This is a genomic window from Streptosporangium sp. NPDC023963 (genome assembly GCF_040639135.1).
Taxonomy (GTDB): Bacteria; Actinomycetota; Actinomycetes; order Streptosporangiales; family Streptosporangiaceae; genus Streptosporangium.
This window is the reverse complement of sequence record NZ_JBEZZK010000012.1, coordinates 1-22,962: the sequence shown is the minus strand read 5'-3', so window position 1 is coordinate 22,962 and position 22,962 is coordinate 1. Positions and strand designations below refer to the sequence as shown.

Here is a 22,962-nt window from a genome sequence, read left to right as displayed (position 1 = left end):
ATCATATTCTGTGATCAAGGAGGATTGCATGATGGAATCTATCGCGGCGGAATTCGAGACGCTTGACGAACGGTTCGTCGGCGTCGGGGGCGACGAGCGGATCGAGCGGATCCACCACGGTTGCCGATGGGCCGAAGGTCCCACCTACGTCGCGGCGGGTCGCTATCTGCTGTGGAGCGACATCCCCAACGACAGGATGCTCCGATGGGATGAGATGACCGGGAACGTCGGCCCCTTCCGCGCCCCGGCCGGCTACAGCAACGGTCACACCGTCGACAGGCAGGGCCGGCTGGTCTCCTGCGAGCAGGGCAACCGGCGGGTGACCCGTACCGAGCACGACGGCTCCATCACCGTCATCGCCGACAGCTGGCAGGGCAAGCGTCTCAACAGCCCCAACGACGTGGTGGTCAGGTCGGACGACTCCGTCTGGTTCACCGACCCCAGTTACGGCATCACCAGCGACTACGAGGGCCACCGCGCGGAAAGTGAGATCGGCAACGACCAGGTCTACCGTCTCGACCCCGCCACCGGAGAGGTCACGGCGGTGGCCGACGACTTCGCCCGCCCCAACGGCCTGGCCTTCTCGCCGGACGAGTCCCTGCTCTACGTCGCCGACACCCGCCACGGGCATCTGCGGGTCTTCGACGTGCGCGGCGCCGCGCTGGAGAACGGCAGGGTGCTCGCGGAATGCTCGGCGGGCGGCCTCGACGGGATCAGGCTCGACACCGCCGGCCGGATCTGGGCGGCGACGCACGAGGGGCTGCACTGCTTCGCCCCGGACGGCACCCTGATCGGCAAGCTCAGGCTTCCCGAGAAGACCTCCAACCTGGTCTTCGGCGGCCTCAAGCGCAACTGGCTGTTCATGACGGCCTCCAGCTCGGTCTACGCGATCATGACCAACGTCCGCGGAGCATGATCTTCCGGGACGGGACGGAGGCCGGCTCGGGGACACGGCCGGTGCGCCGGGAAGCCCGGCCGGGGCGGTGTCGGGTGCCCGCCGGCCCGCCGGGGCCGGACCGGCCCGGCGTACGGCCGCGTCCACCGGAGGGGGATCAGCCGCCTCGCCGGTCGACCTGACCGGCCAGCCGCTCCAGGCTGTCGCCGAGCGCCCGGTCGACCGCGTCGCCCGGAGGGGCGTGCGCCTCGTCGAAGAAGGACAGGTGGATCGTCACCTCGCTCTCGGCGTCGCCGATGCCGGCCACCTGGAGCCACCCCGCGTAGCTGCCGTCGTCGCGGGTGCCCCACTCCATCCGGAGCTGGTCTCGCTCGGTGCGCAGCAGCGCGCGGAAGTCCTGCCCGTTGGAGTCCTGCCCGCCGGTGTCGTCGTGCACCGTCACCGCGGGCAGATCTCCCGGGTGTACGTGCAGGTCGTGCGGGAGCCACTCGTCGAGGTTGTCCAAATCGCCCGCCCGGTCGAACACCACCTCCGGCGGTGCGGCGATCGTACGGGAACGCTCGTATTCACTCATCTCGATCCCTCCGGTGTGGAGACCCCGGCCTCGGCCCCGAGGAGGTCGCCGACCGGTCGTGGACGTTGATCGACGACCTACCCCGCCCGGCGAGATCCATCCACGAAACACCAGCTCAAACCGGATTTCGAGAGCTCAGGGCCGGGTCCTCCACCGGGACGGCCCGCCGGGGCCCCGCGGCGTCCCCGGAGGGAACGGCGCGGAACCGAACGGCACCGGATGTCGTTGTGCCGGAAGGGGACCGGGATCCCGGGTGGGGCGTCGAGCTCGATGAGGCGCGTCCCGCCCTCCGACCTCATGAACCCTCACGAACCCTCACGAACCCTCATGAACTCCGTGAATCCATCGGAACGGAACGAAGCCATGCACGTCCCCCAGGATCCTCGGCCCGCGGCGGAGCCCCTCCGGCCCTCCGCCCAGCCCCCCGGCCCGCCGCCCCACCGGTTCGGCGTTCCCGGTGCTCCCGCCGCGTCCGGCGTACCCATGGAGCACTTCCCGCCCCCGTCCCGGCACGACCCCTGGCTGGTGCCGGCACCGCCCGGCAGCCGCTACGACCGGTTGGCGCGCACCCGCCTGCACGCCTGGTGGCGGCCGGTGCTGGGCACGGCCGTGGGCCTCGCGGGCCTCATGCTGGCCGGGCTCGCCGTCATCCTCGGCGGTGCGACGGCCGGGGTGTTCGCGGGCGTCGAGACAGGCGGATCCGGCGGGCAGCTCTTCGCCGATCCGGTGTTCGACCTGGGGATCAACCTGCTCGCGATCGCGGCCGTCCTGCCGATCGTGTACGGCGTGGCGGCGTGGATCCAGCGGCGCCCGCCCGGCACCCTCTCCTCGGTCGTGGGCCGCCTGCGGTGGCGGTGGCTGGCGCGGTGCGCGGCGGTGGCGATCGGCGCCGTGGTGCTGGGCCAGGCCGCGGTCGCCGTCACCTACGTCGCCACCGGGAAAGACCTCGGCGACATGTTCGGCTGGGTGGGCTGGGAACGCTTCCTGCCCGCCCTGGCCGTCACCGTGCTCCTGGTGCCCTTCCAGGCCGCCGCCGAGGAGTACGTCTTCCGGGGGTGGCTGGTCCAGGCGTTCGGCGCCTTCCTCTCCAACCCGTGGCCCGGCATCCTGCTGAGCGCCGCCGGCTTCACCGCGGTGCACGCCTACGTCGACTGGGGCATCGTCGACGTTTTCGCCTTCGGGGCGCTGATGGGCTGGCTGGCGGTGCGGACCGGCGGCCTGGAGGCCGCCATCGCCCTGCACGTGGTCAACAACGTGCTGGCGTTCGGGGTCAGCGGAGCCGACGGGAGCCTGTCGGAGGCGCTGAAGCAGGGGTCGGTGCCCTGGCAGACCCTGGCGGGAACGGTCGTGCAGCTCGGCCTCTACGCGATCGTGGTGGTGGTCATGGCCGGGAGGCGAAGGATCGAGACCGTCTCCCGCTGAGACCTGAGACCTGAGACCTGGAACCTGGAACCTGGGACCTGGGACCTGAGACCTGAGACCTGAGACCTGGGACCTGAGGCCGCACCGCGCCGGGGCGGCCCGCTCCCGGTGACCCGCCTCCGGGCGCCGGCACCCTGTCGTCCGCGGGGAAACCGGCCGGACCGCGCGCTCCCGTCCCGCACGCCGGACGCGACACCTGGACCGCCTTCCATGCTCCTTGACAGCATATATGCCGACTCAGCTATATTGCCGAAGTGGCAACCACATTCGAAGTACTGGCCGAGCCCCGGCGCCGGGAGATCCTCGACCTGCTCCGCACCGGCGAGCGTCCCGTGGGCGACCTGGTGGAGCGGCTCGCGCTGACCCAGCCGACGGTGTCGAAGCACCTGAGGATCCTGCGCGAGGCGGGCCTGGTCGAGGTCAGGCACGACGCGCAGCGCCGGTGGTACCGGCTGCGACCGGAGCCGCTCGCCGAGATGGCCGCCTGGCTCGAGCCCTACCGGAGCATGTGGGAGACCAGCCTGGACGCGCTCGAACGCCACCTCGACACCATGCCGGAAGAGGCCTGACGAGACATCAAGAAATCCGACAAAACCCTAGAAAGGACGACATAGTGGAAGAGCAACAGGCGACCCTGCGGACCGTCGACGACCGGCCGGTGCTGCGCTTCGAACGGCGGCTGGCCCATTCCCCGGAGAAGGTCTGGAAGGCCGTCACCGACCCGGCCGAGACGGTCCACTGGTTCCCGGCGACGGTGGAGACCGAGCAGGTCGTCGGCGCCGCGATGCGCTTCACCTTCGAGGGCGGGGACGACCTCACCCACGGCCGGATCCTCGAGTTCGACCCCCCGAAGGTGTACGCCTTCCGCTGGAACCAGGACGTGCTGCGCTTCGAGGTTCTCCCCGACGGGCCGGGGTGCCGTCTCGTCTTCACCCACACGCTGGGAGGCGGGTGGGCCGGCCGGCTGACCGCGGGCCGCAACGCGGCGGGCTGGGACACCTGCCTGACCGCGCTGCTGGCCAGGCTGGACGGCGAGGCCGCCGAGCAGCCCTCGGGCTGGGCCGACCGCATCGGGGCCTACGTCGAGGTCTTCGGGCTGGCCGAGGGCGAGACGCGGGAGAGCGGCGACGGCCACCTCGTGCGGTTCGCGCGCGACCTGATGTGGAAGCCCGTCGAGGAGGTGTGGAACATCCTCGTCGAGCGGGACGATCCCCGGCCGGGCGCGGAGCCGCCGGCGTGGTTCACGACCCCGTACGTGCCCGCGGGCCCGGTGACGGAGGCCGGGGCGCCGCGCGTCCTGGAGTACGAGTGGCGCCATGACGGCGAGCCCGCGGGGCGGGTGCGCTGGGAGTTCGCGCACGATCCCGCGCAGGGCACCCGGGTGGTGCTGACGCAGACGGTCCCCGCGCGGCTGGCCGGGCTCCGCGCGACGGCGCTCGCCGCCTGGCAGGCGCACCTGGAGGCGCTCTTCGCGGCCGTGCAGGGCGAGCCCCGGCGCCTGCCCGAGGGCCGCGTCGAGGAACTGCGGAAGCTGTACGAGCACCGCCTGGGCTGATCGCGCCCCCGGAGCACCCCGCGGCGCGATCGGCGCGATCGACGGGCAGCGGGCGGGCCGCGCGGATTTCTCGCCCTCACCATGTCGCCACAATACATAGCAATGCTATGGTTTCATGGAACGCGAGCCCGAGCTCGCCGAGGACGAAGGAGCAGCGATGGCCGTCACCCTGGTCAACCCGGACGGATTGCCGAAGCCCGAGGTCTACCGGCAGCTGTCGATCGCCACCGGGTCGAAGCTGGTGTTCCTCGCCGGCCAGGTCGCCCGCGACGCCGACGGCGGCAAGGTGGGCGAGGGCGACCTCGCCGCCCAGGTCGAGCAGGCCTACCTCAACATCGGCACCGCGCTGGCCGGGATCGGCGCCTCCTTCGACGACGTGGCCAAGCTGACCGTCTACGTCGTCGACTGGAGCCCCGACAAGATGCCGCTGCTCGGCGAGGGGGTCGGCCGGGCGGCCGCGAAGCTGGGGGTCGACCCGGTCAAGCCGATCACGCTGCTGGGCGTCGCCGCGCTGGGCGAGCCCGATCTCCTGGTCGAGGTGGAAGCCACCGCGGTCATCGACTGAACGACGGGTGACCGCCGCCCTCGCCGTCCGGCGTCCCCCCGCGGGGCCCGTCGCGGTCGCCTCGTCGGCCACCGTCACGCCACCGGCGGGACCGCGAGGAGGATAGGTTTTGTACTGCGATGATCACGGTTCGCTGGATATGATCGCTTCTTGGTAGATACGGCCGGACGGTGGGCAGGCAACCGGCCAACGCGCCAGACCGGCGTCCGAGCGGGTGGTGTCTCGGCGACGGCGGAGGGAGTCGGCTCCGGTGGGAAACCTCGATCTGAATCGCGAGGCGCTGGCCAAGCTGCGCGTCACGGTGAACACCCAGGGGGGAAGGCTCGCCACCGTCGGCGACGACTTCCCCGCCAGGGGCGGCGCGAGCCCGTCGCTCTTCGGGACCCTGACCGGCGCCCGGGAGCTGGCCGACGCGATCGGCCGGGTCGAAGGGCACGCGGACGGCGAGCTGGGCACGGTGAAGAGCCGTCTTGACGGCGTCGAACGTGCCCTCGACACGATCGAGGACAACGTGACCACGGCCGAGCGGGGCACCACGAGCCACCTTCCGGCCATATGACCGACATGGACGCCGTGGCGGCGCTGCCCGGAGGGCAGGCCCTGGCCGCGCTGGCGAAGAAGACGGACGGGGACCCCGCCGCGATCCGGGCGATCGCCACCCGGTGGCGCAAGGCGGTCAGCTCGTCCGCCGAGCCGTTCAGGCTCCTGAGGAACGCGGTCAACCAGGTGGACACCGCCTGGAGGGGCGCCTCCGCCGACGCCTTCGTGGCGTACATGCGGCGGTACGACAAGGCCGGCGGTTCCCTGCGAGACGCGCTGGGCGACTGCGCGAACTCCCTGGACACCGCCGCCGGCGCCGTCGAGACGGCGAAGGCGGACGCCGAGCGCGTCTGCGGTGACCTGCTGACCTGGGTGGCGGAATACCGGCGCCGCAACCCGCACGCCACCGAGGAGCAGCTCAAGCCGGGCATCGGCCGGCAGGTCGAGATGGCGGTGTCCCAGGTGCAGGGGCACGTCGACTCGGCCGAGACCGCGCTGTCCACCGCGCGGCGCGAGCTCGACAAGCATCTCGGTGACACCACGGTGTTCTCCGCCATCCCGGCCGCGGGCGACCAGGACTTCGTCCCCGGCCCCGGGCACACCACCCGGTGGGTGCCGGTGCCCGAGGAGGAGTTCCGCACCACCACGCTCGCCGGTACGGAACCGGGCTCGCAGGGCGGCGGCGGTAACGGCGGCGGGGGCGGCGGACCGTCGTCCGGGAACCAGGGCAGCGGCTCGGGCGGCTCGGGCGGCGGCGGTGGAGGCGGGGGCCAGGCGATCCCGTACACGGTCACCGGCGACGGCACCGGAGCCGACATCGTGGCCGCCGCGAGGAGTCACATCGGCAAGCCCTACGTCTGGGGCGCCGACGGGCCCAACGCGTTCGACTGCAGCGGCCTGGTGCACGTCTCGCTGAACGAGGCGGGCATCAAGATCGGGGACAACACCGCCGCCGGGTACCAGGACAGCGGCCGGCCGGTCACCGGCCCGCCGCAGCCGGGCGACATCGTCTTCTTCGGCGACCCGGCGACCCACTGCGCCGTCTACATGGGCGACGGCCAGATGATCGCCGCCCCGAAACCGGGCGACCACGTCAAGATCCAGTCGGTGGCCGGCGCTTCTCCCATCACCTACCGGCGTTTCGTCTGAACGTCCGTACGGGACTCGCACGACGCTGACCGGCAGGCCCGCTCGCCGGTGTTCGCGGTGACGGGGCCGGCGGTTCGCGGGCCGCCCGCGCATCGGGTAGGGAGGAGAGGGAAATGTCGGTGGACTCTGGCAGGCTGAGGGCGACCGGCCCAATGGTTTCGTCCCTGCGCGCAGAAGCCTGGAGCCGGGTCACCGGCACGTGAACGCATCGAAGGAAGAGGCCATGCTCACCACCCGATATGTCCCCGGTGCCCCCAACTGGATCGACCTGGGCACGCCCGACGTCGAAGCCGCCGCCGCCTTCTACGGACCCCTGCTCGGCTGGAGCCTCCAGGAGGCCGGTCCCCAGGCGGGCGGCTACGGATTCTTCGAGCTCGACGGCAAGGTCGTCGCCGCCGCCGGGCCGCTCACCCAGGAGGGAGCGGTTTCCGCGTGGACGCCCTACTTCCACACCGCCGACGCCGACGCCACGGCGAAGGCGGTCGAGCAGGCGGGCGGGACCGTGCGCGTCGCGCCGGACGACGTCTTCGCCAAGGGCCGGATGGCCGGGTTCACCGACCCCGGCGGCGCCGAGTTCGCCGTCTGGCAGCCGGGCACGATCAAGGGCCTGGACCTCGTCACCGAGAACGGCTCCCTGGCCTGGCTCGAGCTGTACGTCACCGACGCGGAGACCGCCCGCCCCTTCTACCAGGCGGTCTTCGACTGGGATATCCAGGACATCACGTTCGGCGACATGCCCTACCTCCTGCTGTCGACCACCGAGGGTGAGAACGCGGCCCTGGGAGGCGTCAGGCCGCTCCAGGCGGGCGACAGGCCGCACTGGTTGCCGTACTTCGAGGTGGCCGACTGTGACGCCTCCGTCGTCCGGGTGCGGGAGCTCGGCGGCGACCTCGTCGCGCCCGCCGCGGACATCGAGGGCGTCGGCCGTTTCGCCGTGGTCTCCGACCCCCACGGCGCGCGCTTCGCCGTCATCGCCAGCGTCGGCTGACCCGCGCGGGGCGCCCCGCCGGTCCTGCCGACGCGGGGCGCCCGGCCGGTCCCACCCGCTGAGCAGGCGTGCGTGCCTCCTACCCGCTGAGCAGGCGTGCGTGCCTCCTACCCGCTGAGCAGGCGTGCCAGCCGCGTCGCGTACGGTCGCCAATCAAGGCCCTTGTCCAGCGCCCAGGCGTCGTCGTGGCAGGTCCGCAGGTGACGCTCGCCGGCGTCACCGATCACGGTGACCACGTCGCCGCGGACCTGCCGGTCGCGCATGCGGACGGCCATCTCCAGCGCGCCCCACAGGTTCGTCCCGGTGGCGGCGCCGACCGTCAGTCCGGTCACCTCGCGCACCCGGCGGGCGGCGGCCACGCTGGCGGCGTCCGGCACGGGAACGACCAGGTCGACGAGGGAGGCGACGAAGCCCGGCTCGATGCGCGGCCGGCCGATCCCCTCGATCCTGGACGGCATGCCGGTGCCGTAGTCGTCGGCACCGGTCACCCAACCGGGAAAGTACGCCGAGTTCTCCGGATCGACCACGGCCAGCCTGCCGGGCAGCCGGTGGTCGCGCAGGTGGCGGCCGACGGCTGCGGAGGTGGCACCGGTGCCCGCGCCGACCACGGTCCACTCCGGGCAGCGGGGCACCTGCTCGAAAAGCTCCTCCGCCAGGCTCCCGCCGCGCCAGTCGACGGTCGCGGCCGAGGCGTAGTGGTCCAGGTAGCAGCCGCCCAGCCGCTCGGCCAGCTTCGCGGCCTCCTCGTAGATGGCCGGCGGCGGATGGACGTATCGGCAGGTCCCACCCCATCTCTCCACGTCCTGCCCTCGGGAGCCCCGCGGCATGACCGCGGTGTACGGCAGGTCGAGCAGCCGGGCGAAGTACGCCTGGGCGACCGCCATGGCGCCCCCCGTGGCCTCCACCACGGGAGTGCCCCGCGTGATCCGGCCGGCGGCGATCGCGGTCGTGAACAGGGCACGGGCCAGCCGGTGCTTCAGACCACCTGTCGGCTGGACCGACTCGTCCTTCAACCAGAGCCGCACCCCCCAGCCGCCGGGCAGCGGGAACGGCCGCAGCAGGGTGGGCCCGGTGCGCGTCCTCTCCTCCTCCAGCCGTTCGATCGCCTCCGCCGCCCACGCACCTGTCATGAGGGAAGACCTCTCTGCCGTACGGCGCCGGAAATCGTCCGAAGACCGGTGGCGGCCACCGGCGCGTTCATGTCCACCGCCTCGAGGATGGAACGGCTCCCACGGCTCCCACGGCTCATCGCGGGTCAGGCGGCGGGCGGGGCGTCATGACGGCCGTTGACCTCGGCCGCGAACGGAGGCCACGATCACCGGTTCCATGTCCGGATGCTACCCGCCCAAGATCTCCCGCGCGCCTTGGTGATCATCGCTTCCCGGCGCCGGCGACCGCCGGAAGCGGGACCGTCCAAACCGGACGGTCATGTCATCCCATGCGGTCACGCAGGATCGCGACGCCGTCGCCGTCGAGGTCGTCGCAGTAGGCCGCGCGCCCGGTCATGGCCATCGTGAGCGCCAGGGTGCCGCCGGACACGAGCGCACCGGAGCCGGCCCTGAAGGGGCCGTCGTCGGCGGCGAGTCGCAGGCCGCCGATCCGTCCTTTGGCGAGGACCACGAGGTCGGAACCCCGGTAGTACTCGGCCAACCGGGTGAGGGTCGTGATCGGGTAGTCGCGGCGGATGCCCAGGGGGCGCCGGATGTCCTCCGCGTGGACGATCGTCTCGCCCAGCATCGCCACGACCGGCAGGGGTGGTTTGGTGGTGCTCGTGACGACGCGGCGGAACCTGTCATGCGTCTCGGCCCCGGTCGCCCCCAGCTGCTCGGCCAGCCGCATGGCGACCTGCCTGTCGAAGTCGAACCGGCAGCGGATCACACCCGCCAGCCACCGCACCGGGCCGAGGCCCGCCGCCGAGGTGAGGTGTGCCAGCACCTCACGCACGGTCAACCCGGCGCACAGCGACGGCGTCGCCCACTGCTCGCCGGTCAGGTTCGCCAGGTCCGCCGCGAGGGCCGCTCGTTCGGCGTGGATCAGCGGCCAGATGCCGGACGCGCGGCGGAGGTTCGTCTTCTGGTCTGGGTCGGTCATGTCGGGCGGCGTCCTGTCATGGGTCATGGAAGTCCTCGCGGCGGCCGGTGGGGAGGGTCGGAAGATGAGACTCTCGCCCCGAGGCGGAATCGTCGCTCGCGAGCCGTCTTTTCGCGGGCGATCCCGGCGGTGGGGCGGCACGACGCGTGCCGCCCCACCGCCTCCCGCTCGATCCGGCGACCGGAAGGCACGGCCTCCGCCGGCCGGAACCGGAGGGCACGGTCTCCGCCGGCCGGAGCCGGAGGGCACGACCACCGCCTGCCGGAGGACGGCTGCGGCGAAGGCGCGGGCCCCGAGACCAGGGACCGGGAACCGGGGACCGGGGACCGGGGACCGGGAACCGGGGACCGGGGACCGGGGACCGGGGACCGGGGACCGGGGACCGGGGACCGGATCAGACCTGACGGGCGAGGCCCCTTTCGACCGCCTCGATGATCCTCGGCCGCAGCTCGGCGCAGCTGATGATCATGTCCACCGAACCGACGTCGACCGCCCGCTGGATGCTGTGCACGCGGTCGAACTCGGTGGCCACCTCGGTGAGCTTCTCGGCCCGCACCGACGACCGCAGCTCGGCCAGCTCGGTGGCGAGCGCGGCCCGCGTGGCGGCCGGTGCCTCCGCGACGCGGGCGGCGAGCGCGAGCACGCGGGGGTCGTTGCCGGTCCGCTTGTCGACGTCGCGCGCGAAGACCACCGCGGCGGCCGGGGCACCGCCGAGCACCGAGGCGAACGAGCCCTCGACCGCGAGCACGGTCATGTTCGGGTTGAGCGCCTTGGAGAACACCACGAACGCGCCGCCGTGGTACCGCGAGATCACGCAGAACACGATGGGGCCCTTGAAGTTCACCACCGCGCGGCCGATCTCCGCGCCGTACTCCAGCTGCAGCTTGCGCATCGACTCCGGCGACCCGTCGAACCCCGACAGGTTGGCCAGCACGACCAGCGGGCGGTTCCCGCTGGCGGCGTTGATGGCCCGGGCGGCCTTCTTGGACGAGCGCGGGAACAGGGTGCCCGCGGTGTAGGTGTCCGGGCCGTCGGTGGGCGGGAACCCGCGACGCGGCACGGACCGGGACTCGATGCCCAGCAGGCACACCGGCCGGCCGCCGAGGTGGACGTCCTGGACCGCGGCGGTGTCCGCGTCGGCCATGCCCGCCCACCGCTCCAGCACCGGGTGGTCCTGGTCGGACAGCGCGCGCATGACGGTGCGGATGTCGAACGGCTTCTTGCGGTCCGGGTTGGACTCGACGGAGAAGATCTGGCCCACCGTCGTGAAGTCGCTGTCCGGCACGCTGTGCGGGAACGTCGACACGTCGCGGTCCACCGGGTCACCGGTGACCGTCCTGCGCGGCCGGCTCTCCCCCGGCGCGATGTAGCTGTGGTCGTAGTGCGACATCAGGATCTCCCGAGCGCCGCGGATGTCCGGCGCCCAGTACTGTGCCTGGCCGTTCGGGCCCATGATCCGGTCGTACCCGCCGATGCCGTGGTTGTCCTCGGCCGACACGCCGCCGGAGAAGTCGAGCGACTGCTTGCCCGTGAGCACCATCGCGGAGTCCGGCGTCATCACCAGGATGCCCTTGGTGTGCATGAGCATCGTGGCCTCGGCGTTCCAGTACGGCTGGGCGCCGACGTTGATGCCCGCGACCACGATGTTGATCTCGCCGCCGTCCTGGGTGAAGTTCACGATCCGCTTCAGCGCGGCCGCCACCCAGTCCATGTTCTCGGTGCCGGACGACATCGAGATCCGGGCGCCCGCGGAGAGCGCGAACCACTCCAGCGGCACCCGCATCCGCTCGGCCAGGTCGAGCGCGGCGATCACCCGCGCGCACTCGGGCTCGGACAGCGCGCCGAGCGCCTTCGTCGGGTCGCCCAGCAGCACGACGCGGGTCATGCCCTCCGGGTGGCGCGGCGTGGGCGTGCTGACGACACCCGCGACGAGCGCGGCGGTGTTGCGCCCCTTGGGCCGGTTCACCGGCACCAGCTCCGACCGCTCGTCCAGGTCGTACTCGGTGAACGAGCCGAACGGCCCGGCGAGCATGGCGGTCAGCTCGTACGGGTGGTGCGTGCCGCGGCTGTGCGCGCGCAGCACCTCCTGGCGGTAGTCGTCCAGCGGCTCGATGGGCTCGGTCGGCGGCGGCACGACGGACAGTTGCACGCCGGAGCCCACGTCGTAGCCGATCCGGACGGCGATGTCGACGAGCTCGCCGGTGGCGCCGTCGCGGCGCCTGCCGAGGAACAGCACCTCCTCCAGGCCCGCGCCCGCCGTCGTCGGCAGCACGCGCTTCGCCACGGTGTTCAGATCCTCCGGCGACAGGTCGTTCGGCGGCCACACGTAGATGACGATCCGGTTGGTGGCGGACGTCTTCGCGCCGGGCTTCTTGGCCCGGCGGATCGCGTCGAGGCACGTGGCCAGGATGTTCTCGGCGGCGGGCAGCGCGACGAGCCTGCCCTCGTCGTCGCGCAGCGGGGTCAGGTCGCGGACCTGGCCCAGGGCGACGAGACGCTCGTCGGACGGGTTCTGCCGCGCCGTGGCCCGGAAGAGGTAGACCTCCTCGTCGGGCGCGGGCAGCCGGGTGAGGTCGAAGTCGCGCAGCCGTTCCAGCTGCATGCGCTCGGCGATGCGCGGGTGCAGGCCGCGCAGCAGCCGCTCCTCCGCGAAGCCGTCCGCGGACGGCCGGAAGGTGAAGTGGTGGTGCATCACGGCGCCGCTGTTGCCCGCGACGGTCGTGACGATGCGGCCGACCCGGTTCGACGGCTGCTGCGCGCCGATGACCTCGCGCAGGCGCGCGGCCATCTCGTCGGGGTCGCTCGGGCCGTCCAACCAGGTCAGGTAGATGTCCGCCACCAGCTCGCCGTCGCCGGCGAACTCGTCGACCGCCTTGACCGCCTCGGCCAGCGCCAGGAAGTCGACCGCGGTGGCCACGACGCGGCCGTTGCCGGCCGCGGTGCGGTGGTCGGCGACGACGAACGTGCAGCCCGCCACCTTGCTCACCCGGATGTCGCCGAGCGCGCGGTTGCCGTAGTAGCGGCGGCTCAGCACCTCCAGCAGCGGCACGGGGTCCGCGCCCTCGCGGCCGATCCGCTGGCCGACCAGCCGGACGAGCGGCTCGGCGCTGGCGACCATGGCGGAGATCCGCTCGGCGCGGTCGGGCGCGTCCGGGTGCCGGTCGAGGTGGCGCAGGTGCTTGCGTACGGCCGTGTAGACCTTGGCGCGGGTGCGGCGCAGCAGCGGCTGGGCGAACCAGGCGAACACCACGCCACGCGCCAGGTCCGCGACGGCCGGGAACCGGACCTGGGTGGCGGCGACCAGGTGCTCCAGCGCCAGGCCGACGGTGACGCGGTCGGCCTCGGCGGGCGGGGACTCGTTGACCCACTGGCGCAGCAGGGTCGTCACCACGGCGACGTCGGTGGACGCGCGCCGCTGGGCCAGGAAGATCCGGAAGACCGCGTCCTCCAGCTCCGGCGTGCGCTCCAGGCCCTCGACGCCGTAGCGGGACAGCACGTGCGTGAGCCGCTGCCGGAAGCTCTCCGACAGCCCGGCCCGGTCCGGGTCCAGGTACTGCAGGTAGGTGTGGAAGTACTCGCGGGGGCTGTGCACCGAGGAGTCGGGCTTCGACTCCTCTCCGGCGGGCCGGTTGCGGCTCAGCTCGCTCAGGTCGGCGAACAGGCGCAGCAGCTCGACCTCACCGGCCGGCTCGTGCTCGCCCTTCTCGGCGAGCTCGGCGCGCGCGGCCAGATAGCCGGCGAGCAGGCGCTTCTCGTCCCGCGAGTCGATGTCGAAGCCCAGCAGGAGGCTGCGCAGGTCCTGCAGCCCGCGCGCGGCCCGCTCGGCCGCGGGCACGTCCGCCGGCTCGGCCGGCAGATCCAGCTCGACCTCCCGCGCCTCGGCCACGGGACCGGCCGCCTCGTCGCCGTCACCCAGCGGCTCCAGGCGCAGCAGGCGGGCGCCCGCCTCCACCTGGCTGCCGACCGACACCGCGAGCTCCCGCACGCGGCCGCGGAACGGCGCGCGCAGCACGGTCTCCATCTTCATGCTCTCGACCACGAGCAGCGGCGCGCCGGCCTCGACCTCGTCGCCCGCCTGCAGCGGTGTGGCCACCACGAGCGCGGGCACCGGCGAGCGCACGATGCCGCCCTCGTCGCGGCTGATCCGGTGCGTGACGCCGTCGACCTCGACCAGGTGGATCGGGCCGTGAGTGCTCGTGACGACCTTGAAGCGGACGCCGTTCACGGTGATCTGGCCGCTGTGCTCGTCGAAGCGCTCGATGTCGACGTCGGCCGCGTACTGGGGGCCGCCCGCCGAGATGCCGACGCGGAACCGGTGGCCGCCGGTGCGGGCGACCTGGACGCGGTAGCCGACGTCGCGGAGCTTGAGCTCCAGCGCGCGTCCGCTCTCGTGCTGCGACTGCGGGCGGCCGCCGTGCGCGGCGGCCAGGAAGCGCTGCCGCGTCACGGCCTCCTCGTCCTCGTAGGCCTCGACGGCGGCGGCGATCAGCGCGATCGCGGAGTGCCGGTGCGCGACGAGGGCGCCCTGGGCGCGCACGCGGTCGATCCAGCCGGTGTCGGCGGACCCGTCGATCACCGCGGGCTCGTCGAGCAGCGTGCGGACGAAGCCCTTGTTCGTCACGCCGCCCTCGATGATGACGGTCGTCTGCGACATCGCGCGGCGCAGGCGGGCCAGCGCCTCCGTACGGTCACGGCCATGCGCGATGATCTTGGCGATCATCGAGTCGAAGTCGGCGGGGATCGTGTCGCCCTCGCTGAACCCGGTGTCCACCCGGATGCCGGGGCCGCTGGGCAGCGCGAGCCGCGCGATCCGGCCGGGTGAGGGCGCGAAGTCGCGGTCGGGGTCCTCGGCGTTGAGGCGCGCCTCGACGGCGTGACCCCACTCCTGCGGCGCGTCCCCCTCGAGCCTGCCGCCCGCCGCGACGTGCAGCTGGGCCTTCACCAGGTCGACGCCGGTGGTGATCTCGGTGATCGGGTGCTCCACCTGCAGGCGCGTGTTGACCTCCAGGAACGCGAACAGCCGCTCACCGGGGTGGTAGAGGAACTCGACGGTGCCCGCGCCCTTGTAGTCGACCGCGAGCACGAGCCGCTCGGCCGCCGCCTTCAGCTCGGCGACCTGCACGGCGTCGAGGACCGGGGAGGCGGACTCCTCGATGATCTTCTGGTTGCGCCGCTGCACGGAGCAGTCGCGCACGCCCAGCGCCCACGCGGTGCCCTGCCCGTCGGCGATGACCTGTACCTCGACGTGCCGGGCGCCCGTCACCAGGCGTTCCAGGAACACGACGCCGCTGCCGAACGCGCGCGCGGCCTCCTGGCGCGTCAGCTCGTAGGCCTGGGACAGCTCGTCGGCGTCGGCGGCCATCCGGATGCCGCGGCCGCCGCCGCCCGCGGTCGCCTTCAGCATCAGCGGGTAGCCGATCCGCTCCGCCGCCGCCTTCGCCTCCTCCAGTGTCTCCACCGGGCCGCGGCTCCACGGCGCGACGGGCACCCCGACCTCTTCGGCGATCAGCTTCGAGCCGATCTTGTCGCCCAGTCTGCGCATCGCCTCGGCGCCCGGGCCGACGAACGTCACGCCGATCTCGGCGCACAGGTCGGCGAACGCCGGGTCCTCCGCCACGAAGCCCCAGCCGACCCAGGCCGCGTCCGCGCCGGTCTCGACCAGGGCCTTCCGCAGGACCGCGTGGTCCAGATAGGGCCGGTCCGCGGCGAGTCCCAGGTCGTAGGCGAGGTCCGCCTCCCGGACGAACGTGGCCGTCCGGTCGGAGTCCGTGTACAGGGCGACGGTCTCGATCCGTGTGCCCGTCTCCGCGGCTAGGTCCTGAACGGCGTGGATGAGCCGCATGGCGGCTTCACCGCGGTTGACGATGGCGACACGACTGAACACTGAGCGGGCCTTTCGAAGACGGTGAACACGGCGGTCGTCCCCGCCGTAACCGGGGTACATCCTCTCGACTGCCTCCGGATACCGGAATGGCGGGGACTAAGCGTGTTTCGCGGCCGGAGTTGTGCGGCTCGCACAAACGCGCCCGTCGGGATGGTGTGACATGTGGCGGGTGTGACGTGTGTCTGGTGTGATCCTGGTCGCGCGGCGGCTCGTGGACTCGAAGGTCCGTTCGGACTGGTCACGGGCGAGGGTAGTCCGTTTGCCGGGCGGCGACAAAGACGGCAGCTCGCGCCCGTGCCGTCCGCGCGGCGTGGCCGCGGGAGCGACGGGTGGCGCGGCCGCCGCGTCGCGCCTCCCGATCTCCGGAAACGACGGTTCTCCCTGGGCCGTGATCGCCCGAGGGGCGACGCGGAAAAACCCGGCCGGCTCGCAGGTCGCGATCACCACGCCGGTGGTGGCGGTCACGGAGCACCCGGGTGACGGCACTCCTGCCGGCCTCGCCGGGAAGGACGTCTATTCGCCGGTGAAACCGTCGATCCGCTCGCGCAGCAGGTCGGCGTGGCCGTTGTGCCGGGCGTACTCCTCGATCATGTGGACGAGGATCCAGCGGTGGGAGCAGTCCTGCCCGTGGCGCTGCCGCTTCGCGATGGCGTCCAGCGGCACCTCGGCCGAGAGCTTGCGGGCGATCTCGATCTCGGCCCGCCAGGTGGCGAAGGCCTCCTGGGCGGAGGCGGTGTCCACGTCGTTGAACTCCGCGTCGGGGTCGTCGGTCTTGTAAAGGAGGGGGACGTCCTCGTCGTCCAGCACGCGGCGGAACCAGGCGCGCTCCACGTGCGCCATGTGGCGGACCAGGCCGAGGAGCGACATGGTCGACGGCGGCACCGAGCGCTCTCGGAGTTGCTTCTCCGAGAGCCCCGCGCACTTGACGGCCAGGGTCTCGCGGTGCCAGTCGAGCCAGTTGTTCAGCATGGCGCGCTCGTCACCGATGAAGGGAGGAGAAATGCGGTTGTCAGTCACGGCCCACGATTATCGCACCGCGAAGTACCGTCCGGTCATGGCCGGCGGCCGGCCGGAGTCGCCGCGCCACCTCCGCCGCGCCCTTCCGGAGACCGCTGAACGGCTCGGTCACGGCGAACGGCCGCGGCGGGCCCGTACGAGGCACGAACGACGAGCTCCAGGGGTCCCGTCACAGGGTGGACGCGCCGTCGGCGATCGCCCGGAGCGCGGCGCAGTGCGCGGCGAACGCCGCCCTGCCCTCCTTGCTGAGGGCGAGCCAGGTGCGCGGACGCTTGCCGACGTACCCCTTGATGACCTTGACGTACCCGGCGCCCTCCAGCGTGGCGACCTGTTTGGACAGGGCCGAGTCGGTCACCTCGACGGTGTCGCGGACGTAGCCGAACTCGGCCCTGTCGGCGGCGGCGAGCAGGGCCACGATCGCGAACCGGACCGGCGAGTGGATGACGTCGTCGAGCAGGTGGCGCGGGTGGCTCATCGGCGCGCCTCCAGGTAGGCGCCGACGAAGGGGGGCAGGGAGACCAGGACCGCGCCCGGCAGCCACCAGGCGGGCTCGCCGAAGAACCAGACGACCCCGCACAGCAGGACACCGAGGTACAGCACTCCCCACGTCGCCATGATCACAATGTGCCGGACACCGTACCCGCGAGGATTGACCGGCTGGCGTGCGGCGTAGACGATCAACGCCGCCACGAACGCCATCCATATGGTCGTGGAGACCGCCACCGCGAGCACGCCCGAGGCGAATCCGAGCGCGGGCACCATCACGAGCGTCGCGACACCGAAGAGGAGCAGATACCGGCTGTACCACCTGGAGCGGTTTCTCACGAGGGCGTCGAGTTCCCGGGCGCGTGCCAGCGCCTCCGTGGGGCTCATGTGCTCGTGCTGCGCCATGGGACTTCCTTCCTCTTCGACCAGTACCTTCAATTTAGATAACTACTTGCAATATTGGCAAGTAGTTTCCAAACGTGAGGACACGTCATCGCGCGGGCGGCCCGGCTCGCCGGTCGCGGCGCTCCGGAGGTTCCGGTGAGGAGCGAATTTGAGTCACTTGACTTAAACAAGGCGGGCGATTTGAATGACGCCAACCGCGATCCTCGAGGGAGAGTGATCTTGAGCGAGCCCGGCGCCGAGGCGCCCGAATACCCCTTCCGCAACCCCAGCGCGCTGGAGCCTCCGCGGGAGTGGGCCGAGCTGCGGGAGGGCTGCCCGGTCGCGCCGATCCGGCTGGCCAGCGGGGACACCGCGCTGCTGCTGACGCGCTACCAGGACGTCAAGGAGGTCCTGTCGGACCCGCGTTTCTCCCGCCGGCTCGACGCCGAGGGGGCGGCGCGGGTGACGGCCAACGAGTCGGGCGGCGTGTTCGGCCGCGGCGGTGACGGCGGCGGCGACATGACAGGCGACACCCACCGGGCGTGGCGGCAGCTGGTGGGCAGGGCGTTCACCGCCAAGCGGGTCATCGCGATGCGGCCCAGGATCCAGGCGATGGCCGAGCGGCTGGTCGAGCGGATGGTCGCCCGGGGCGAGCCCGCCGACCTGGTGAGCGCGGTCGGCTTCCCGCTGCCGGTGTGGGCGATCTGCGACCTGCTCGGGGTGCCCGACTCCGACCGGGACAGGTTCGCGTACTGGTCGGACACCATGCTCAGCATGACCAGGTTCGGCCAGGAGGAGATCGACGCCGCCCAGGGCGAGTTCGACGCCTACCTGATGGCGCACGTCGACACCAAGCGGGCCGAGCCGGGCGAGGACCTGCTGAGCGAGCTGGCCTCGATGGTGGAGGGGCTGGACGGGCGGCTGACCGAGCAGTTGCTGGTGATGACGGCCAAGGGCCTGCTGGTGGCCGGGCACGAGACCACCGCCAACATGATCGGCAAGATGGTGTCGATGCTACTGGCCGACCGTTCCCGCTGGGAGGCGCTGCTGGCCGACCGCACGCTGATCCGCTCGGCGGTGGAGGAGGTGCTGCGTTTTGACGCCAATCCCGGCTTCGGCATGCCGCGCTACCTCAGCGAGGGGGTCACGGTGGCGGAGGAGGAGCTGCCCGCGGGCACGACGGTCGTGTGCAGCATGGCCTCGGCCAACCGGGACGAGCGGCAGTTCGAGAACGCCGACGAGATGCGGCTGGACCGCTCGCCCAACCCGCACGTGACCTTCGGCGCCGGCCCGCACTCCTGCCTGGGGCAGGCGCTGGCCCGCACCGAGCTGCAGACCGTGCTCGGCGTGCTGCTGGAGCGGCTGCCCACGCTGGAGCTGGCCGTCCCGGCCGCCGAGCTCAGGCGCCGCGAGGGTCTCGTGGTCGGCGGGCTGGAGAAGGTCCCGGTCCGATGGTGACCGCGCCCGGCCGGACGGATCACGACAAGAGGGAGCGTGGAAAGACCGTCCCCACCAGGACCGCGTCCGGCATGACGAAGCACGGCAAGACCGTGCCCGGCAGGACGGAGCGGGCGCGGGAGACGCGCGGAACCATCCTGGACGTCGCCGAGCGGCTGTTCGCCGAGCACGGGGTCGGCGAGGTCTCCAACCGGCAGATCGGCCAGGCCGCCGGGCAGGCGAACAACTTCGCCGTCGGCTACCACTTCGGCACCAAGGCCGACCTGGTACGGGCGATCATCCGCCGCTACACCACCGAGACCGAGGAGCGGCGGCTGCGCATGCTGGAGGCGATCGGCGACTCCGCCGACCCGCGGGCGTGGATCTCCTGCCTGGTACGTCCCGCCACCGACCACCTCGACGCGCTGGGCGTGCCGAGCTGGCGGGCCCGCTGCCTGGCCCAGGTCACCACCGTGCCCGCCCTGCGCCAGATCGTCACCGAGGAGTCCGTGGCGACACCGTCGATGCGGCGCACCCTGGACGGCATGCTGCGACTGCTGCCCGACCTGCCGGAAGAGGTGCACCGCGAGCGCGGCGACATGACCCGCCTGCTCCTCGCGCACGCGCTGGCCGAGCGCGAGCGCGCCCTGCACGAGGGTGGGTCAACGGCCCACGCGAGCTGGGAGGCCGTCGCCGTCGGGCTCATCGACGCGCTGGCCGGCCTCTGGCGGGCCCCTGTCACCCCCCACCCCCGAACGCGGAGAACGGATCCCTCATGCGCGGGCTGAAGCACAGGAGAGTCGTCGTGGCCGGCGGCGCCACCGGCACGGCGCCGCCATCCGTGGGCGAGCGGCCCTGACCCGCCGCCCCTTCACGCCATGCTCGCCCTTCTCCCGAGGCCCGGCGGCCCGCCTGCGCCCGGAAGGCCGCCGTCGCCGTCCCTGCGGTTGCCCGCGTCACGCCGTTCCCGGATGATCGGGGAACGGAGTGGGGCGCACCGGAGGCGACGATGAAGGCATTGCTGATTTTCCTTGGCGTCGCCGCGGTGGGGGCGCTGGTCGCGGTCCTCCTGTTGCTGCGGAACCCGGCGGGCGGCGATCCGGATGAGGAGCACCTGGTCTCGGGGTCCACCGCCGCGGCCTCCACGGCTTCCACGGCCCCCGCGCCCTCCGCGGCCGGAAAGAGCGTGCTGCTGGACGTCGAAGGCGCCGTCATCGAGGAGTTCTCCGGCGACTGCGCGAACAGCGGTTATCCCTATATATGCCGGTATGTCAGGGAGCGGCTTCTCGCCGAGGACCCGCGGCTGCCCGGCCGCGACGGCCTGACGATCCGGACGACGATCGACCAGCGGCTCCAGCGGGCGGCGCAGCGGGCCATCGACGCCCACGTCCACCGCGACGACCCGCAGGTCGCCACCCAGATCATGATCGTCCCAGGTGAGGGCGCCATCAGGGCCATGGCCACCAGCCGCGACGCCGCCGGCGGGGCCGCCTTCCAGCAGGGCAAGACGGCGATGCCCTACACCCTGGCCGCCGCGCTCGCCGCCGGCCTGCGCCACGACGACGGCTTCCAGATCTCGGACGAGTACCGCGCCCCGAACTACACCGCGTTCAGGAACTGCGCGAACCAGGCCGTCGCCGACCCGGCCCACACCATCGTGAACCTGGAGAAGCGCGGGGAGCGGTTCGTCACCCTGCGCTCGGGCACCCGGGAGGCGGTGAACACCTTCTACATGCGCCTGACGGAGAAGGTCGGCCTGTGCGAGACCGTCAGGATGGCCGAGCGGCTCGGGCTCAGGCGCGCCGACGGGACGCCGCTTCGGGAGTTCGAGACGTTCACGCTGGGCGTCAACGAGGCCGACCCCGTCTCGGTGGCCAATTCCTACGCCAGCCTCGCCGCCCGTGGCCGCTTCTGCGAGCCGACGGTGATCACGGAGATCCGCGACGGCTCGGGTGCCCCGCGCTCCTTCCCGCCGCGCTGCGGCCAGGTCCTGGATCCGGCGGTCGCCGACGCGGTCACCGCGGTGCTGTCGGACGTCCTGGCCGAAAGCGCGCTCGGGGGCGTCGGCCGCGAGGCGGCGGGCATGCCCGGCACGACCGCCGACTTCACCGCCGCCTGGTACGCCGGATACACCCCCGGCCTGGCCTCGGCCGTCAGTCTCGGCGACCCGCGCGGCGCGTTCCGGCACCCGCTGACCGACGTCACCATCGGCGGCCGCCACTACCCGCGGGTGGAGGGCACGTCGGTTCCCGGCCTGGTCTGGAAGGAGGCGATGACCGAGGCGGTGCGGGGAACGCCCGAGACCGCCTTCACCCCGCCGGACGCCGGTCGCTTCGGCGCCTGCCGCGACGCCTGTCCGAACTGACCTGGCGCGGGCCCGGCCTCGCCCGTTCCGTCGCCGTCCGGCCGCCGTCAGGGATCCAGCAGGCGGCGGGGACCCGGGCCGTGTTCCGCGAGCGTGTCCCCGGGGTTGATCAGCGCGCACTGCTCGAACGACAGGCAGCCGCAGCCGATGCAGTCGGTGAACCGGTCGCGCATCCGCTCCATCTTCTCGATGCGGGCGTTGATCTCCTCGCTCCAGCACGCCGACGCCTTGAGCCAGAACTCCCGGGTGGGCGGGACACCCTCGGGCAGGAAGCCCAGCACTCCCCCGATCACCGACAGCGGCATGCCGACGCTCTGCGAGGCGCGGATGAACGCCACCCGGCGCAGCGTGCTGCGGTGATAACGGCGCTGGTTGCCGGTGGTCCGGCGGCTGGTGATGAGCCCGCGCCGCTCGTAGAAGCGCAGCGCCGAGGCGGGCACGCCGCTGCGCTCGGACAGCTCGCCGATGGTCAGCTCCTCGGCGATCATCGCGGGTTCCGGCATGGGCCAACCCTAGCCTGATGTGAACCTCGGTTCAGGTACGAGGTCGTTCACCCGGTGCCGCCGAGACGCCAGGACGGAGTCACCCGACGCCACCAGGACGCCGGGGCGAAGTCACCCGACGCCACCGAGACGCCAGGACGGAGTCACCCGATGCCGCCGGGAGGCCGGGGCGGGGCGTCGGGCGGCGCGACGGGAAGGACGCAGAACAGGGCGCGGCGCAGGGTCGCGGCGAAGGACTCGGTGTTGCCCGGCTCGAGCCAGTGCCGCCCGGCCACGCGGATGGCCCCGGCGACCGCGGCGGCCGTGACGGCGGGGAAAAGGTCGCGTCCGGGGTCGGTGCCGGTGCGCGCCGCGATCGCCTCGGCGAGCGGGCCCTCCGCCATGGTGAACGCCTTCAGCGCCTCGCCCTCCAGCTCGGGCGTCGACATGATCATGCGCAGGCCGGCCTTGTCGGGCTCGGGATCGGTGTAGAGCTCGATCACGGCCGCGGTGACGGCCTGGTCGAGCGGCTCGTCGGCGGGCCGCGAGCGCAGCGCCTGCCCCACGCGCCTGGACTGGTCGGCCTGGAAGGCGCAGATCGCCTCGGCCCTGCTGGAGAAGTAGTTGTTGTAGGTGCGGGGTGAGACTCCCGCGGCCGTGGCGATGTCATGGACGCGGACGAGGGCCAGCCCGTTGGGGCCTCGCTCGATGGCCAGGCGCAGCGCGGCATGGCCGATCGCCTCCCGGGTGGCCCGACTGTTGCGTGCCCGGAGGTCCGTCTCGTCGTCGTTCATGGGGCAACCCTATCGAGATTGCGTGTCACGCACTATGTGCGTGACACGCAAGTTGTGGATAGAGTGCGGTGGAGCGCCTGGCACTCACGCCTGGAGAGTGCCAACCACGCAGCGTGTTCCGGGACGGCGAGGTCCGCCGGCGGGTTGGCCGCCCGCCGGGGGACCGTCCGTCGCGGGCGCCGTCCCGGAGAGCCCCATCGAGAGCAGGAGCGGAAATGACATCAAAAATGATCGCGTTCAACGAGGACGCCCGGCGCGGTCTCGAGCGCGGCATGAACCAGCTCGCGGACGCCGTCAAGGTGACCCTCGGCCCCAAGGGCCGTAACGTCGTGCT

20 protein-coding genes are annotated in these 22,962 nt (G+C 72.4%); 11 read left to right on the top strand and 9 right to left on the bottom strand.

The features are described from left to right. The first annotated feature begins 28 nt into the window (after nucleotides 1-28). Nucleotides 29-916, top strand: a complete 888-nt coding sequence (locus AB0F88_RS29795; RefSeq protein WP_362691281.1) for an SMP-30/gluconolactonase/LRE family protein — start codon at nucleotides 29-31, stop codon at nucleotides 914-916. A gap of 136 nt (nucleotides 917-1,052) precedes the next feature. Here AB0F88_RS29795 and AB0F88_RS29790 read toward each other — a convergent pair whose 3' ends face one another. Then, nucleotides 1,053-1,469: an SRPBCC family protein gene (locus AB0F88_RS29790; RefSeq protein WP_362691278.1), complete on the bottom strand. Its 417-nt coding sequence runs from the start codon at nucleotides 1,467-1,469 to the stop codon at nucleotides 1,053-1,055. A gap of 363 nt (nucleotides 1,470-1,832) precedes the next feature. On the opposite strand from AB0F88_RS29790, the gene AB0F88_RS29785 reads away from it, so the two are divergent. The 7 genes from AB0F88_RS29785 (at nucleotide 1,833) to AB0F88_RS29755 (ending at nucleotide 7,688) form a co-directional block, all read left to right on the top strand. Next, a complete protein-coding gene (locus AB0F88_RS29785) occupies nucleotides 1,833-2,891 on the top strand; it encodes a CPBP family intramembrane glutamic endopeptidase (RefSeq protein ID WP_362691275.1) in 1,059 nt (352 codons plus the stop codon). A 254-nt stretch (nucleotides 2,892-3,145) separates the two neighbouring features. Beyond that, on the top strand, nucleotides 3,146-3,460 hold the full coding sequence (locus tag AB0F88_RS29780; RefSeq protein WP_362691272.1) for a metalloregulator ArsR/SmtB family transcription factor: 315 nt from the start codon (nucleotides 3,146-3,148) through the stop codon (nucleotides 3,458-3,460). Between the two features lie 44 nt (nucleotides 3,461-3,504). Continuing rightward, the gene (locus AB0F88_RS29775) at nucleotides 3,505-4,446 is read left to right on the top strand and encodes an SRPBCC family protein (protein ID WP_362691269.1); all 942 of its coding nucleotides are present in this window, start codon (nucleotides 3,505-3,507) and stop codon (nucleotides 4,444-4,446) included. A gap of 157 nt (nucleotides 4,447-4,603) precedes the next feature. Next, a complete protein-coding gene (locus tag AB0F88_RS29770) occupies nucleotides 4,604-5,011 on the top strand; it encodes a RidA family protein (protein WP_362691922.1) in 408 nt (135 codons plus the stop codon). 250 nt (nucleotides 5,012-5,261) lie between these two features. Then, nucleotides 5,262-5,570: a hypothetical protein gene (locus tag AB0F88_RS29765; RefSeq protein WP_362691266.1), complete on the top strand. Its 309-nt coding sequence runs from the start codon at nucleotides 5,262-5,264 to the stop codon at nucleotides 5,568-5,570. Next, nucleotides 5,567-6,700 (top strand): NlpC/P60 family protein, encoded by a 1,134-nt coding sequence (locus tag AB0F88_RS29760; RefSeq protein ID WP_362691263.1) that lies wholly within the window; start codon nucleotides 5,567-5,569, stop codon nucleotides 6,698-6,700. The genes AB0F88_RS29765 and AB0F88_RS29760 overlap by 4 nt, the downstream gene beginning before the upstream one ends. A gap of 223 nt (nucleotides 6,701-6,923) precedes the next feature. Next, nucleotides 6,924-7,688 (top strand): VOC family protein, encoded by a 765-nt coding sequence (locus tag AB0F88_RS29755; RefSeq protein WP_362691260.1) that lies wholly within the window; start codon nucleotides 6,924-6,926, stop codon nucleotides 7,686-7,688. A gap of 107 nt (nucleotides 7,689-7,795) precedes the next feature. On the opposite strand, the gene AB0F88_RS29750 is transcribed toward AB0F88_RS29755, so the two are convergent. From AB0F88_RS29750 to AB0F88_RS29725, 6 genes are all read right to left on the bottom strand, one after another. Further along, nucleotides 7,796-8,818: a pyridoxal-phosphate dependent enzyme gene (locus tag AB0F88_RS29750; protein WP_362691257.1), complete on the bottom strand. Its 1,023-nt coding sequence runs from the start codon at nucleotides 8,816-8,818 to the stop codon at nucleotides 7,796-7,798. Between the two features lie 301 nt (nucleotides 8,819-9,119). Beyond that, the gene (locus AB0F88_RS29745) at nucleotides 9,120-9,779 is read right to left on the bottom strand and encodes a maleylpyruvate isomerase family mycothiol-dependent enzyme (RefSeq protein WP_362691254.1); all 660 of its coding nucleotides are present in this window, start codon (nucleotides 9,777-9,779) and stop codon (nucleotides 9,120-9,122) included. A 394-nt stretch (nucleotides 9,780-10,173) separates the two neighbouring features. Further along, nucleotides 10,174-15,663 carry a carboxyl transferase domain-containing protein gene (locus tag AB0F88_RS29740; RefSeq protein ID WP_362691251.1) on the bottom strand — a complete coding sequence of 1,830 codons (5,490 nt, stop codon included), beginning with the start codon at nucleotides 15,661-15,663 and terminating at the stop codon, nucleotides 10,174-10,176. 513 nt (nucleotides 15,664-16,176) lie between these two features. Continuing rightward, on the bottom strand, nucleotides 16,177-16,680 hold the full coding sequence (locus AB0F88_RS29735; RefSeq protein WP_362691248.1) for a DinB family protein: 504 nt from the start codon (nucleotides 16,678-16,680) through the stop codon (nucleotides 16,177-16,179). A gap of 169 nt (nucleotides 16,681-16,849) precedes the next feature. Further along, complete coding sequence (locus AB0F88_RS29730) at nucleotides 16,850-17,155, bottom strand: transcriptional regulator (RefSeq protein WP_362691246.1); 306 nt, start codon at nucleotides 17,153-17,155, stop codon at nucleotides 16,850-16,852. Continuing rightward, nucleotides 17,152-17,571 (bottom strand): hypothetical protein, encoded by a 420-nt coding sequence (locus tag AB0F88_RS29725; protein WP_362691244.1) that lies wholly within the window; start codon nucleotides 17,569-17,571, stop codon nucleotides 17,152-17,154. The genes AB0F88_RS29730 and AB0F88_RS29725 overlap by 4 nt, the downstream gene beginning before the upstream one ends. A gap of 219 nt (nucleotides 17,572-17,790) precedes the next feature. On the opposite strand from AB0F88_RS29725, the gene AB0F88_RS29720 reads away from it, so the two are divergent. From AB0F88_RS29720 to AB0F88_RS29710, 3 genes are all read left to right on the top strand, one after another. Continuing rightward, entirely contained in the window at nucleotides 17,791-19,008 is a 1,218-nt protein-coding gene (locus AB0F88_RS29720) for a cytochrome P450 (RefSeq protein ID WP_362691241.1), read from the top strand. Continuing rightward, complete coding sequence (locus AB0F88_RS29715) at nucleotides 19,002-19,775, top strand: TetR family transcriptional regulator (RefSeq protein WP_362691238.1); 774 nt, start codon at nucleotides 19,002-19,004, stop codon at nucleotides 19,773-19,775. Before AB0F88_RS29720 ends, AB0F88_RS29715 begins: the two co-directional genes overlap by 7 nt. A 230-nt stretch (nucleotides 19,776-20,005) precedes the next feature. Continuing rightward, nucleotides 20,006-21,352, top strand: a complete 1,347-nt coding sequence (locus AB0F88_RS29710) for a hypothetical protein (protein ID WP_362691235.1) — start codon at nucleotides 20,006-20,008, stop codon at nucleotides 21,350-21,352. A 47-nt stretch (nucleotides 21,353-21,399) separates the two neighbouring features. Here AB0F88_RS29710 and soxR read toward each other — a convergent pair whose 3' ends face one another. Both soxR and AB0F88_RS29700 read right to left on the bottom strand, forming a co-directional pair. Beyond that, nucleotides 21,400-21,855 carry a redox-sensitive transcriptional activator SoxR gene (gene soxR / locus AB0F88_RS29705; RefSeq protein ID WP_362691232.1) on the bottom strand — a complete coding sequence of 152 codons (456 nt, stop codon included), beginning with the start codon at nucleotides 21,853-21,855 and terminating at the stop codon, nucleotides 21,400-21,402. Nucleotides 21,856-21,998: 143 nt separating this feature from the next. Next, a complete protein-coding gene (locus AB0F88_RS29700; RefSeq protein WP_362691229.1) occupies nucleotides 21,999-22,628 on the bottom strand; it encodes a TetR family transcriptional regulator in 630 nt (209 codons plus the stop codon). Nucleotides 22,629-22,962 lie beyond the last annotated feature (334 nt).

Coding starts and splice junctions, on each gene's coding strand:
- AB0F88_RS29795 (WP_362691281.1), top strand. CDS start 29: ATGATGGAATCTATCGCGGCGGAATTCGAGACGCTTGACGAACGGTTC.
- AB0F88_RS29790 (WP_362691278.1), bottom strand. CDS start 1,469: ATGAGTGAATACGAGCGTTCCCGTACGATCGCCGCACCGCCGGAGGTG.
- AB0F88_RS29785 (WP_362691275.1), top strand. CDS start 1,833: ATGCACGTCCCCCAGGATCCTCGGCCCGCGGCGGAGCCCCTCCGGCCC.
- AB0F88_RS29770 (WP_362691922.1), top strand. CDS start 4,604: ATGGCCGTCACCCTGGTCAACCCGGACGGATTGCCGAAGCCCGAGGTC.
- AB0F88_RS29760 (WP_362691263.1), top strand. CDS start 5,567: ATGACCGACATGGACGCCGTGGCGGCGCTGCCCGGAGGGCAGGCCCTG.
- AB0F88_RS29755 (WP_362691260.1), top strand. CDS start 6,924: ATGCTCACCACCCGATATGTCCCCGGTGCCCCCAACTGGATCGACCTG.
- AB0F88_RS29750 (WP_362691257.1), bottom strand. CDS start 8,818: ATGACAGGTGCGTGGGCGGCGGAGGCGATCGAACGGCTGGAGGAGGAG.
- AB0F88_RS29745 (WP_362691254.1), bottom strand. CDS start 9,779: ATGACCGACCCAGACCAGAAGACGAACCTCCGCCGCGCGTCCGGCATC.
- AB0F88_RS29730 (WP_362691246.1), bottom strand. CDS start 17,155: ATGAGCCACCCGCGCCACCTGCTCGACGACGTCATCCACTCGCCGGTC.
- AB0F88_RS29725 (WP_362691244.1), bottom strand. CDS start 17,571: ATGGCGCAGCACGAGCACATGAGCCCCACGGAGGCGCTGGCACGCGCC.
- AB0F88_RS29715 (WP_362691238.1), top strand. CDS start 19,002: ATGGTGACCGCGCCCGGCCGGACGGATCACGACAAGAGGGAGCGTGGA.
- soxR (WP_362691232.1), bottom strand. CDS start 21,855: ATGCCGGAACCCGCGATGATCGCCGAGGAGCTGACCATCGGCGAGCTG.
- AB0F88_RS29700 (WP_362691229.1), bottom strand. CDS start 22,628: ATGAACGACGACGAGACGGACCTCCGGGCACGCAACAGTCGGGCCACC.